Origin of the sequence: Haloplanus rubicundus, from assembly GCF_003342675.1 — an archaeon.
Taxonomy (GTDB): Archaea; Halobacteriota; Halobacteria; order Halobacteriales; family Haloferacaceae; genus Haloplanus; species Haloplanus rubicundus.
Genome location: NZ_CP031148.1, coordinates 1,903,280 through 1,915,597, shown reverse-complemented (window position 1 = coordinate 1,915,597; position 12,318 = coordinate 1,903,280). Strand labels below are relative to the sequence as shown.

The following is a 12,318-nucleotide window of genomic DNA, read 5'->3' as shown; positions in this document are numbered from 1 at the left end:
CTACTACTGCGCGGTGATCGGGGTTAGGTATGCCCGTCGTACCCCGATTTCGAAGGGTTCAGGACGACCCTACTCCGTGGCTGTCTCGTTCGTAGACGCCGCAGTGTCGCCGGCGGCGGCCGGTTCGAACGGGTTCCAGCCGTCCGGGTCGTGCCGGCACTGGACCGCCGCGAACCGACAGTCGAACGCGACCGAGTCGGTGATCGCGCGGTTGTGATCCGGCCCGTCGAGGGGGAGACACCAGTCGACCGTGACGGTGAGTGTCTCGGCCTCGCAGGTCGGGCCGTCGTCGCGGGTCAGGAGGAGCCCCGATCCGGCCGCCGTCGCCAGTCCGGCGAGCGTCCCCTCGTAGACGACGCGGTCGGTCTCGTCGACGACACCGTCGGCGTCGATCCGGACCGACACGTCGACGAGGTCCCCCAGTTCGCCCGCCTCGACCGTCTCGTCGCCGGCGAGAATCTCTTCCGGGCGGCGGTCGTTCTCCGCCGCGTCGACGATATCGACCGCCAGCCAGAGCCGCGACGGGTTCCCGCAGACGTACAGGGTCGTCGTCAGCGTGCCGCAGTCGCCGGGTTTCACGTCCGCGAGTTCGATCACCGGGACGCCGTCGCCGTCGACGAGGCCGGGGGTGTCGCAGTCGACCGCTTCGTCCTCGCCGGGCGCCGACGCCAGCGGCTCGCCGTTGTACGTCGACCGGTAGCCGAGTTTGAGTTCGAGGGTGCCGGCGGTCGTGACGTTGGGGACGCGTTCCCGGTCGGTGAGATAGCCCACCGAGCCGAATCCGGCGCCCGCGCTACAGGCGCCGACGGCGCCGAGGCCGAGCAGGAGTTGGCGGCGCGAAAGCGTCGTCATGAGAGTCTCCGGAGGGACGCGGGTGACACGCGGTCACCCGACGACCGTCACGACCTCCGTCCCCGTCGTGCCGCTCGTCTCCCCACGGTAGGTGAGGCTGATCGTGACCGACCGGCCGCTCATGTCGACACTGGCGCCGCCCGCGTCGCGGAACCCGGTCAGCGTGGCGTCGGCGACTTCGCCGGAGGTCAGGATCGGCTCCTGATCGGCGCCGTCGCTGTAGCCGTCGCTTCCGAGGGCGATAGTGCCGGGGAGCCCAACCCCGCCGGCGGTGTCGGTGTAGCCGGGCGTCGAGGCGTCGACGTACACCTCGTAGCCGTACCGGCTCCCCGGGTCCGCCACGTCGTCGCTCAACAGCGTGAGCGACGGATCGGCGGGCACGACGGTGACGCTCGTCAGCGCGATCGGTTCGGCGAGGCCGTTCTCCACGTCGAATCCGAGGGCGCTCGGGGGCGAGCCACCCGTATCCGCCGTCTCCGATCCGGCGAGTGAGATGGCCGCTGCGTTCCGGATCGCCACCGCGGCGCCCATGCCGCCCCCGTCGTTGTGGCGGCACTGCTCGGCGTAGAAGCCCACGTCGAAGGTGACACCGTCGGACTGGATCTGGTTCGCGTGGTCGACGGGGAGTTCCCACCGGAACCCGACGTAGTACGTCGTCGAGTTCTCGAAACAGGCGCGGCCGACGGCGTCGGCCCCGGTGTCCCCGTCCCCGGCGAGCGGAATCCCGTCGCCCGTCGACAGGAGCGCGAGCACCTGCCGGAGCGTCGGGTTCGCCGTCGGGTCGGCGTTGCCGCCGAGCAGGACGGGTTCGCCGGCGTCCACTTCAGCGTCGCCGTCCGTGTCGTACCAGACGGTGACGCGAATCTCGTCTAAGAGTTCCACGTCGTTGTCGAGGCCCGTCGCCACCTCGTCGGGGGCGCCCGTGGTGTCGGGATCGGACGCCTCGGGTTCGGTGTGGCCGTTCTCGCGGGCCTCGGTCAGACCGCCGTTCAGCCAGATGTAGCCGGGGTTGTCGAACAGGTGGAGGCTGAAGGAGACGGTCCCCTGGTCGCCGGGTTTCACGTCGTCGAGGTCGATGATCGGCCGCGCCTCGACGAGGTCCTGTGGAACGTCCGCGAACTGCGAGCGGAACTGGGTCTCGACCGTCGCCTGTCGATCCGCGTCGAGTTCGTCGAAGTCGACACCGTAACGCATCATCGAGAGTTCGTCCCGCGTGAATATCGGATCGCGAACGTCGTCGGGACCCTCGACGAACGGGTTGAAGAAGTCCGGGTTCTCGGCCAGTTGCGTCGGATCGTCGGGGTCGTTCCGATACTCGTCCGGCGATGCGGTGACGTACTCGAAGCCGTTCGGGCCGGTGTAGGTCACCTGCCAGTCGAGCGTGAGGTCGAACTCGCCGGCGGTGAGTTCGTTGTTCGCGAACGTCTCCTGATCGCTGAAGTAGGCCGTGGTGCCGAGGCCGGCACCCGCGGACGCGACGCCGACGGTGCCGAGACCGGCGAGGAGGCGGCGGCGGGTGAGTGTGAGTTTGTGGGTCATAGTATGGGGGGAGCCCCACCGGCGGGGTCGAACCACCGAACGGCCGCGCCGTACCGGGCGCTCCGCGTGGGGAGTGTCTCAGGACGAACGGGAGCCGCGGGTCGACGGCTACCGAGCGTGGCTCAGATCGGGGTGAGTTTACGCCTCGACCTGCTCCTCCGGGACCATCCCAGTACCGTCGTTGTGGCGGCACTGTTCGGTGTAGAACCCGACGTCGAAGGCGACGGAGTCTCCCTGAATCTGGTTCGCGTGGTCGACCGGGAGCCACCACTGCAGGCCGACACAGTGGGTCGTGCCGCCGCCGGTGAAGCAGTCGCGCTGCGGATCGTTCTCGTCGCCGTGGAGTTCGTCGAAGCCGGTTCCGCGGTCGCCGTCGAGCGGGATGCCGCGACCCTCGTTGCCGGAGAGGGCGACGAGCGCCTCGCGGAGCGTCCCGCTCGTAAAGAACACTTCTTCGCCGACGACGACGCTGGCGACGAGACTGTCCGCAGCCGCAGTCAGGTTGCCGAGGTCGATGTCGAAGTAGAAGTTCGTCGACGCGATCTCGTCTTCCAAGTACGTCGGCAGATCCGTGTACTGGGTGATGGCGGGGCCGGTCAGCGCCTCCGTTGGGTTGTCACCGACGTTCACGACGGCGACGCGGACCGGGGTGCCGGAGTTGCGCACTTCGTCCGCCACGTTGGCGGTTTCGTCGAGTTCGTTGACATCGACGCTGCTGTCTGCGGTGCCGCCCTCGTAGCCGGTTGCGCCGGGGTCGTTCGAGTAGCCGGTGGCACCGCGCGGGGCCGTGTAGCCGCCGCCCGAGTATTCGACGCCGGACTCGTAGTTCGGACCGCCGTCGGTGAACACGGCAATCGCCTTCTGCGCGCCCGGACGGGCGTTGCTACCGTTGAACAGTTCCTGCTCGGCGATGTCGAGCGCCGGGGGCAAGGGCGTGTTGCCGCGGCCGGAGTTGGGGTAGCTGACGCCGAAGCCACTCGGACTGGAGAGGCCCTGGAAGCGGGTGATGTCGTTGTTCTCGCCGAAGAGGAGCGAGCCGACTTGCACGCTGCCGTTGGTGGGCAGCGCACCGATGAACGCGTTGACACCCTGGACGAGGTTGTACGCCTCGGTGCCCTCGGTTCCGCTGTTGCCGTTGATGGAGCCCGACGCGTCGACGACGATCATGATGTCGAGGTCCTCGCTGCTCTCGGTGATCTGATTGTTGCAGTCGGGGTCGTACCACATACGCACGCGCAGTTCGTCGAGGAGTTCGACCTGACTCGTGGAGAGGTCCATCGGGCCGCTCACTTCGTCGGACGGGCCACCGGTCTGGGGGTCGCTCGCCTCGGGTTCGGTGTGACCGTTCTCGGCCGCGCTGACGAGTTCGCCGTTCATCCAGACGTAGCCGGGGTTGTCACACAGGTGGTAGCTGAACGTGACTTCGCCGAAGTCACCCGGCTTCACGTCGTCGAGGCTGATCAGCGGTTCGCCGACCGAGCTCTCGGTCCGGCGGTCGGAGCTGAGGCCGTCCTCGGCGCCGCCCACGTTCACGAGGATATCCTCGGTGCAGACGACGGCGTCGTCGAACTCGTCCTGCTGGCCGTCGTCGTTCTCGTCCGGGAGCGCCTCGATGGCGGTGGCGTCCCAGAACAGGTCCTTGGCGGCCTGCGGGTCGTCGTCGCCGATGAACTCGATGGCGATGGAGCGCGAGTCGGGGTTGTTCACGGGGCCGGGAAGCACGTACGCGCCGGGATCTTCGGGGCTCGCCAGCCGGGCGAACTCCCCGCCGATCGTCCCGTTGTAGTAGTGTTCCTCCCAGTCGACGAGCATGTCGAGCGTGCCGGCCGTCAGCTGGTTGTTCTGGAACGTCTCCTGGTCGGAGAAATATGCAGTCGTGCCGAGGCCCGCCCCCGCGGAGGCGACGCCGATGGTCCCGAGTCCGGCGAGTACCTTCCGCCGCGAAATGCTGAATTGTCGGTCGTTGGTCATGGTGTTGTTTGCCCGCCGTGGCCGACGGAAGTCGTACCTCGGTTCGGGTCAGCCAACCCTGGGTGGCCAGGGGACATAGGTAATCACCGACACCCCACGGCCGAACGACGCCATAGCGGATTCTACGGCCTCCGTAGCGGCGTCTCCGGGGTTCGTAGGAATCGTCAGGGCGACCCTGTAGCCGACCGGCGAGGTGGATGGCTCGCCCGGTATTCGCTTAACCGACCGTTACACCGAACGGGCACAGGTGGTTCGGCGTCTATACCTATACCCGGTTCTCGCGTCCCACTCGCTAGTGATGAGTCAGCAGGTTACGCGACGGTCGATGACGGAGTGTCAGATTCACGGACTGCTCGCCAACGAACGGCGGCGAGCGGTGATCGAACGCCTGGACGCTTCGACCGGGACCGTCACCGTGCGCGACCTATCGACGGCCATCGCGGAGACGGAGACGGGACAGTCGCCGCCGCCGACGCGGGTCCGCGAGAGCGTCTACACCTCCCTCCACCAGACCCACCTCCCCAAACTGCACGCGGTGGGCGTCGTCGAGTACGACCGCGAGCGGAGTCTGGTTCACGTCCGCCCCGCCGTGCGGCAGGTCGACCGCCACATGGACGTGGTGAACGGTCTGGGGATCACCTGGGGCGAGTACTACCGGTCCCTCGGGGTGTTCGGACTCACGCTGGTGATCGGCTCGCTGACCGGCCTGCCGGTCGTCGGCGCCATCGATCCCCTGCTTCCCGCCAGCGGCACGCTCGCCCTCTTCGCCGTCTCCGGCGCCGTCCAACTCTGGGACGACCGCTGGCGCGTCCGGCGGACGGTCGAACGGCTGTTCCGTCGACGGATCGGAGTCGGCAGGCGGGCCATACCTATGCCCGAATCACGCGTCGAGACCCATCGAGACGCCGACCGACGGCGGCCGTAACACCATGACGATCCTTCACCGATATCAGAACCCCGCCTACACCGGATCGAACCGGTGTGTCCCGTGTACGATCACGAACGTCGCCATCGCGGCCCTCGGCTCGCTGGCGGTGGCGGCCGTCGCCCCGCCGCTCGGGGCCGTCGCCTTCCTCGGCGCTCTGCTCACCATCTACCTCCGGGGCTACCTCGTCCCGGGGACGCCGGCGTTCACCCGGCGGTACTTCCCCGACTGGCTCCTCGCCGTCTTCGACAAGGCCGACCCGACTCCCTCCTCGGCCGACGTAGAGGAGATGCTCGTCGCCGCGGGTGTCCTTCACGACGAGGCGACAGACCTCGTCCTCGATCCGCGGTTCGCGACGGCGTGGGCGGAGCGCATGGCCGACATCGACACCGAACGCGACGGCCTGAGCGACGCCGACGCCGACCGCCTCGACGCGGTCGAACTCGCCGCGCTGACCGACCTCGACGCCGACGCCCTCGACATCCAGCGCTACGGCGACGCGGTGGTGGCCAACCTCGACGCCGAGCGGATCGGCCGCTGGGAGTCGCGTGCGGCGTTCGTCGCCGACGTGGCCGCCGCGCGCGAACTCGACGACTGGGTGCCGCGGTGGCGCTCCATCCCTCTCGCCGCGCGGAGCGAACTGCTCGGGGCGCTCAGGCTGTTCCTCGAGCGCTGTCCGGCCTGCGACGCCGCGCTGACGCTCGACCACGAAGTCGTGCGCTCCTGCTGTCGCGACCGCGACGTGATCGCGATGTCGTGTTCCGGCTGTGGCTCGCGCCTGCTCGAAGCCGACTTCGACGTGAGCGTGCTGGAAGGGGAGGCGGACGCGATGGCGTCGCCGGTCGAAACCCACTAACCCTCCCCCCGCGAATCCCCGTCGATGACTCCGCTGGAGCGGTACGAATCGCTCGTCGACGATCCCGACGCCTTCCGGGCGGCCTGTGACCGACCCCTGCCGTCGGTCGTCCGCGTCAACACGATCAAGGCGACCGTCGATCGAGTGCGTGCGGCCCTCGACGCCGAGGGGGTCGCCCACGAGCCGACCGACTGGCATCCGGACGTCCTCCGGCTGACCGACGATTCGCCCGGCCACAACTGGCCCCACGCCCACGGCTGGATTCACGGTCAAGAGGAGGTGTCGAACCTACCGGCTCCGATTCTCGACCCCCAGCCCGGCGACCGGGTGTGGGACGCCTGCGCCGCGCCGGGCAGCAAGACGACCCAGCTCGCGGCGCTCATGGACGACCGTGGCCTCCTCGTCGGCAACGACAACAACCTCGGCCGCCTCTCCGCGCTCCGGCACAACGCCGAACGCCTCGGCGTGACGAACCTCGTCGTCACCAACCAGGACGCACGCAACTTCTCGCTGAAGCCGCTGGGGGAGGGAAGCGACGACCCCACCGCCGTCGACGCCTTCGACCGCGTCCTCGTCGACGCCCCCTGTTCCTGCGAGGGGACGATCCGCAAGAACCCCGACGCCTTCGACACCTGGAGTCTGGATCACGTCCACAGCGTCGCCGGCGTCCAGAAGGGGATTCTCCGGCGGGCGGTCCAGGCCACCCGTCCCGGTGGGGTCGTCGTCTACTCCACCTGCACCTTCGCGCCCGAGGAGAACGAAGCGGTGCTGGATCACGTCCTCGACGCCGAGGACTGCCGTCTCGTCGACTTCGAGGCGCCCCTCGACGGCGTCCCCGGCGTCACCGAGTGGGAGGGCGAGGAGTACGATCCGAGCGTCGAGAAGGCGCTGCGGATCTATCCGCACCACAACGACACGGGCGGGTTCTTCTGTGCGAAAGTGGAGGTGGGCGGATGACCGACAACGACGGCCAGCGGTTCGACCGCCTGCCCGCCACCGCCGCGGACCGCGAGGTGACGGGGCGGGCGAGTCGCGCCGAGGTGATCGAGTGGTGGGTCGACCGGTTCGGCCTGCCCGACGACACCTTCGACGGCTTCACCTTCTGGGAGAAAGGCGCCGGCAAAATCTGGATCTTCGCTTCCGACCTCCCCTCCCCGACCGACGTGGAGGGTCTGGGCATGACGTTCCTGCGGACGCGACAGGAACACTGGAAGCCGACGACGAACGCCGTCCAGCGGTTCGGGCGCGAAGCGAGCAGGAACGTGATCGAACTCGCACCCGACGCGGCCCGACGCTTCCTCGCCGGCGAGGACCTCGAACCGGACTGGGACGGCGACTGGGGCTACCTGATCGTCGCTCACGAACTCGCGGGCGGCGTCGAACCCATCGGCGTCGGCCTGTACGTCCACGACGAGTTGCGGTCGGTGGTGCCGAAAGGGCGGCGAGCGTCGTTGTCGCCGCCGGAATAGGGGCGGCGAGCGTCGTTATCGCCGCCGGAATAGGGGCGGCGAGCGTCGTTATCGCCGCCGGAGTAGGGGCGGCGAGCGTCGTCAACGAGCAAGCTTTTCTGATTTCTAGTACGCCGTCTCCGCCCGATGGACCGCACGCATCACCCCACGGAGGCCCGGACAGGCCGTCACTGCTGGTCCACGGAGCGTCGTAGACTGCGGGAAACGTAGCCAGCGGCGTGTGATTGAACCGCCACGCGGACGATTCGTCCACGTATGAGCATCGAGAACCCGCACGCGACCGGTCCGCGCGTCGAGCCGAAAGCACCGGAGGAAGTCCAGGCGATCCTCGAGGAGGCGCCCGAGGCCGCGAAGGCGAACATGGAACGGGCCGAAGCGATTCTCGGCGCGCTCGAAGACGGGGACGTGCCGGACAAGTACGCGACCGAAGAGGAGTGGGGATTCACGTTCACCGGCATCCTCGCCCACCACCCGGAGACGTTCAAGATCTGGTGGGCCGAAGAAGGACAGGTCTTCGAGGGTGGGGACCTCGACCGTGGCTTCAAGGAACTCCTCGCGGCCGTCATCGCTCACGAACGCGGGGCGTCGATCTGCATCGCGTGGCACACGACCAGCGCCGAACTCGAAGACGTCGACCCCGAGCGGTTCGGAATCGTCCAGCAGTTCGACGAGCGGAAGGACGAACTGCCCGACGACGAACGCGCAGCCATCGAATTCGCCGTCGAGAGCGTCGACGCACCGGCGGACGTGACGGCCGACGACGTGGAAGCGCTCAAAGACCACGGCTACAGCGACGCCGACATCGTCGAACTCACGACGACCGCGGGGACGGCGGCGAAGTTCGCCAACTTCGCGCTGACGCTCGACATCTGATCGGGCCGACCGCGACGGCAGTTGGGGCGACCCGTACAGCTAACTCCCTACCTGTCGTCTCACTGAACGGTGTTTCAGGATGGCGTACTTCGAGACCACCGACGGCGTACCGATCTACTACACCGACCGCGGCGAGGGGGATCCGATCCTCCTGATCCACGGGTGGACGATGAACTCGACGTACTGGTGGCAACACAACGTCGACGCCCTCGTCGAGGCGGGGTATCAGGTGGTAGCCATGGACCTCCGGGGCCACGGCAAGTCCGGGAAGACGGACGCGGGCCACACGCTGGCGCAGTACGGCCGCGACGTGCGTGAGTTGATCGACCATCTCGGCCTCGACGGCGTGACGCCGGTCGGGTGGTCGATGGGGACTGCCGTGATCCTCAACTACGTCGACCAGTTCGGGACGAATGGATTGGAAAAGGTCGTCTTCGTCGACCAGAGCCCGAAGTTCCACACCGACGACGAGTGGGAACACGGCCTGCTCGGCGAGTTCTCGGGCGAGGCGGCGACGGAACTCGCGACGAATCTGGAGTACAACCGGCCGTCGGCGGCCAAGCCGTTCGTGCAGGCGATGTTCGCCGACGAGATAGACGAGAGCCTCGTCGACGAGATGTACGCGGAGACGACGAAGACGCCGACGAGCGTGACCGTCGACATCTTCCTCGACATGACGTACTCCGATCTCCGGCCGGTCGTGAGCGAGGTGGACGTGCCGGCGCTCCTGATCTACGGCGAGCAGAGCGACATCTTCCCGACGGACGTGGGCGCGTGGCTCGAAGACGCGATGCCCGACGCGACGCACGTCCCCTTTGGGGACAGCGGTCACTGCCCGTTCTGGGAGGAAGCGGAGCGGTTCAACGAGGAAGTGGCGCGGTTCGTCTAACCTCGGACGATCACGCGGCCGGTCATGCCGGACCCCTCGTGGGGGACACAGAAGTAGTCGTGGGTGCCAGTGGTGGTGAACGTGTGTTCGTAGGCGTCGCCGGCCGCGATCAGGCCGCCGGCGATGTCGTTGCGGGCGGCGCGTTCGGTGTCGAAGCCGCCGCTGGCGAAGTAGTCGGTGCCGGCCGGAATCGCGTCCCCGTAGGCCGTCACCGAGTGGCCGACGTCGTCGTCGTTGACCCAGCGGACGGTGGTGCCGGGGGCGACGGTGACGCGTTCGGGGTCGTACGCGAAGTCGTCGGTCATCGAGACGCGTTTCGTGTCGGTCGACTCCCCGGCGGACGAACAGCCGGCTATCGCCGCGAGTCCCACCGCACCGCCGAGTCGAAGGGCGTGACGCCTGTGCATGGTCGGGGGTCGAGCCGAGGGGGTTAGAGGGCGACGAAGAGGTCGGTGGCGTACATCACCACGAGACCGACGAGGAACGTGACGAGGTTGAGCGCCGTTCCTGCGCGACCCCGGCGGCCGATCATCCCGCGGAGTTCCCAGACCACCTGGAGGATGGCGCCGACGCCGATAGCCAGAAAGAGCGCGCCGAGCGTCGGGGAGTAGGCCAGACTCCCGATCCACCCACCGAGGATGACGGGCGCGCCGGCGAGGACCCCCAGTCCGACGAAGTGTGCGAGAGGCGGGCGCTCGCCGCGGGCGACCGGCGCCACGACGGCCGGTCCTTCGGTCACGTTGTGGAGCATGAACCCGATCACGAGGAAGGCGCCGAGCGAGACGCGCCCGAGCGCGAACGAACTCCCGATGGCGAGGCCTTCCGCGAGGTTGTGCAGGCCGATACCGAGCGCGACGAGGTAGGCGATCCAGAGGCCGCTCTCCGCGCGGGCGTCGCCGTCGTCGGCGCGGCCCTGTCGCCACGCGCTGACGGACTGCACCGCGAGGAGGGCGCCGAGGATGCCGAGGGCGACGAGCGCCGGTCCCTCGAAGGCCCCGGGAACCCGCTCGGCGAGTTCGAAGGCCTCGAAGCCGGCGTCGAAGGCGAGAAAGACCAGAATCCCCGCGGAGAAGGCGAGGATGGCGTGGAGCCAGCGCTCGCTCATCGACTGCAGGAAGGGGAACCACAGCATCCCCAGCACGACGGGAATGACGCCCACGAACAGGCCGACGACGACCATCGTCACGAGGAGGTCGGTCGTCAGTCCGGGCGACTCGCTGGGCGCGACGAGCGTGTGGTGGATCGTCGCGCCGTCCGAGAGGACGAGCGCGAACGACAGGTCCCAGCCGGGATTCCAGTGGTATGGGATCACGACACGCGCGCTCTCGCGCGGGGCGAGCGTCGCGTCACCGCCAGCCCCCTGCACGTCGAAGTTCCAGTACGCGTCGGCGACGAGCACCTGCGAGATGGTGACCGGGTCGGGACCGTTGTTCGTGACGTGGAGGACGACCGTCTCGTCGTCCGGCAGAGTGGTGTGCGTGATCGTCACGTCGGGGAGGGGTTCGCCGCCGGTGTCGAGCGACGCGAACGGCGTCGCCGCGAAGAACCCGCCGACGATCAGCGCGAGGAGGACGAGTGGGAGGACGGCCGCGACCCAGCGCGGCAGTCCCAGCGGTCGATCGGAGCGGTGTATCGTCGTGCCGCCATCCGGTTGACTCATCTCAGATCACCTCGAAGAAGCTCATCCAGCCCAGTTCCGCGAACTCCGACTGGTGGGCGTGGAACATGTACAGTCCGGGGTCGTGGTTCGAGTAGTCGAGTTCGATGATGCCGCGCTGTGCCTGACACTGCATGATCGTGTCCACCGTCTGGTGGGTGGGACGCAACGTCGTCCCGTGGTCGTAGTAGTCGAAGAACTGCGAGTGGGTGTGAAAGGAGTTGATGGGGTCGAACTCGATGGCGTTGATCAGGTAGACGCGTTGGCGCCGCGTCCGATCCACCTGGATGGGCCGTTTCGTCTCCCCGGCCTGCCAGTCGCCCTGCCCGTCCGTCTCGCCGACGCCGTACGCGAACGCACGGGTGTTGACGGCGTACACCTCGTTGTCGCCGTCGAAGTTGGTGTCGAACCCGTTCATCACCATCACCAGTTCGTCGACGGCGTCGTTGGCGTCGTAGGTGTGGTTTCGCGTCTCCGCCTCGGCGACCAGGTCGGCGCGGAGGTCGTCGGTGATCTGTGACGGGTGGAAGTCGCAGTAGTCCTCGGGGCGCTCCGCGACCCGTTCGGGGTCGGGGTCGACGATGATCGCGCCGTACAGCCCCCGGTGGATGTGTTCTTTCAGCGGCAGGGAGTGGCAGTGATAGAAGTGACTGCCCGCGGGTTGGGCGATCCACTCGTAGGTGTAGGAGTTGCCCGTATCGAGGACGCCGGGACCGTTCGTCGGCACGCCGTCCATCGCCGGGTCGAGGTTGCGGAGATGGGGGTGGATGGTGTGGGCGTGCCGGCTCAGGTTCTCGAAGTGGACGCGGATCAGGTCGCCCTCGACGGCCCGAAGCGTCGGGCCGGGCACCTGCCCGTTGTACGCCCACGCCGAAAATTCGATACCCGGTGCGATGGTGATCGTGGTGTCGACGGCGGTGAGCGTGAACTCCCGGACCGTCCGGCCGTCTTCCTCGTACACGTCCTGCGGGACGTTGTCGCTCTCGCCGTTGCCCGTGTTGTAGCGGGTGAGGTAGTCGTGCGGGTCGAAATCGAGGTCGCGGTACTCGCCCACGGCGCCGAAGTTGCCGTGGGAGTGGTCGTCGTCGTGGCTGGCCGCCGCGGGGTCGTGCGAGTCCGCCCGACCAACCCCGGTGAGAGCCGCCCCGCCCGCCAGTCCGAGACCACCGAGAACCGACCGACGGGTCGTCGTCAACTCGGACGTTAGCGAGTCGATCAGTCGGGTCTCCAGTCGTTCGGTGAGCGCCCGTGCGCGGCCGTACGTGGTCGAGGGCATCAACAATCCCC

12 protein-coding genes are annotated in these 12,318 nt (G+C 68.1%); 6 read left to right on the top strand and 6 right to left on the bottom strand.

Annotation, left to right across the window (positions count from 1 at the left end):
• Nucleotides 1-69: 69 nt before the first annotated feature.
• The 3 genes from DU484_RS10710 to DU484_RS10700 form a co-directional block, all read right to left on the bottom strand.
• A complete protein-coding gene (locus DU484_RS10710) occupies nucleotides 70-852 on the bottom strand; it encodes a hypothetical protein (RefSeq protein ID WP_114605887.1) in 783 nt (260 codons plus the stop codon).
• A gap of 33 nt (nucleotides 853-885) precedes the next feature.
• Nucleotides 886-2,391, bottom strand: a complete 1,506-nt coding sequence (locus DU484_RS20420; protein WP_262342771.1) for a CalY family protein — start codon at nucleotides 2,389-2,391, stop codon at nucleotides 886-888.
• A 138-nt stretch (nucleotides 2,392-2,529) separates the two neighbouring features.
• On the bottom strand, nucleotides 2,530-4,362 hold the full coding sequence (locus DU484_RS10700; protein ID WP_114605886.1) for a vWA domain-containing protein: 1,833 nt from the start codon (nucleotides 4,360-4,362) through the stop codon (nucleotides 2,530-2,532).
• Between the two features lie 298 nt (nucleotides 4,363-4,660).
• Here DU484_RS10700 and DU484_RS10695 point away from each other — a divergent pair, with 298 nt between their 5' ends.
• The 6 genes from DU484_RS10695 to DU484_RS10670 all read left to right on the top strand — a co-directional run bounded on the left by DU484_RS10695 (nucleotide 4,661) and on the right by DU484_RS10670 (nucleotide 9,374).
• Nucleotides 4,661-5,287 carry a DUF7344 domain-containing protein gene (locus DU484_RS10695; protein ID WP_262342770.1) on the top strand — a complete coding sequence of 209 codons (627 nt, stop codon included), beginning with the start codon at nucleotides 4,661-4,663 and terminating at the stop codon, nucleotides 5,285-5,287.
• A 4-nt stretch (nucleotides 5,288-5,291) separates the two neighbouring features.
• Nucleotides 5,292-6,143, top strand: a complete 852-nt coding sequence (locus DU484_RS10690) for a hypothetical protein (protein ID WP_187347690.1) — start codon at nucleotides 5,292-5,294, stop codon at nucleotides 6,141-6,143.
• Nucleotides 6,144-6,167: 24 nt separating this feature from the next.
• Complete coding sequence (locus DU484_RS10685; RefSeq protein WP_114605885.1) at nucleotides 6,168-7,100, top strand: RsmB/NOP family class I SAM-dependent RNA methyltransferase; 933 nt, start codon at nucleotides 6,168-6,170, stop codon at nucleotides 7,098-7,100.
• Nucleotides 7,097-7,612 (top strand): DUF7122 family protein, encoded by a 516-nt coding sequence (locus DU484_RS10680; protein ID WP_114605884.1) that lies wholly within the window; start codon nucleotides 7,097-7,099, stop codon nucleotides 7,610-7,612. Before DU484_RS10685 ends, DU484_RS10680 begins: the two co-directional genes overlap by 4 nt.
• A gap of 255 nt (nucleotides 7,613-7,867) precedes the next feature.
• Entirely contained in the window at nucleotides 7,868-8,485 is a 618-nt protein-coding gene (locus DU484_RS10675; protein ID WP_114586037.1) for a carboxymuconolactone decarboxylase family protein, read from the top strand.
• A 79-nt stretch (nucleotides 8,486-8,564) separates the two neighbouring features.
• Complete coding sequence (locus DU484_RS10670; protein WP_114605883.1) at nucleotides 8,565-9,374, top strand: alpha/beta fold hydrolase; 810 nt, start codon at nucleotides 8,565-8,567, stop codon at nucleotides 9,372-9,374.
• Here DU484_RS10670 and DU484_RS10665 read toward each other — a convergent pair.
• Genes DU484_RS10665 through DU484_RS10655 form a run of 3 tightly spaced genes read right to left on the bottom strand, consistent with a single transcriptional unit; the run spans nucleotide 9,371 to nucleotide 12,307 of the window.
• Nucleotides 9,371-9,781, bottom strand: a complete 411-nt coding sequence (locus DU484_RS10665) for a plastocyanin/azurin family copper-binding protein (RefSeq protein WP_114605882.1) — start codon at nucleotides 9,779-9,781, stop codon at nucleotides 9,371-9,373. The two genes, DU484_RS10670 and DU484_RS10665, sit on opposite strands and share 4 nt — an antisense overlap.
• Before the next feature lie 23 nt (nucleotides 9,782-9,804).
• Complete coding sequence (locus DU484_RS10660; RefSeq protein WP_114605881.1) at nucleotides 9,805-11,034, bottom strand: ZIP family metal transporter; 1,230 nt, start codon at nucleotides 11,032-11,034, stop codon at nucleotides 9,805-9,807.
• Nucleotide 11,035: 1 nt separating this feature from the next.
• Nucleotides 11,036-12,307 (bottom strand): multicopper oxidase domain-containing protein, encoded by a 1,272-nt coding sequence (locus DU484_RS10655; RefSeq protein WP_114605880.1) that lies wholly within the window; start codon nucleotides 12,305-12,307, stop codon nucleotides 11,036-11,038.
• Nucleotides 12,308-12,318: the final 11 nt, after the last annotated feature.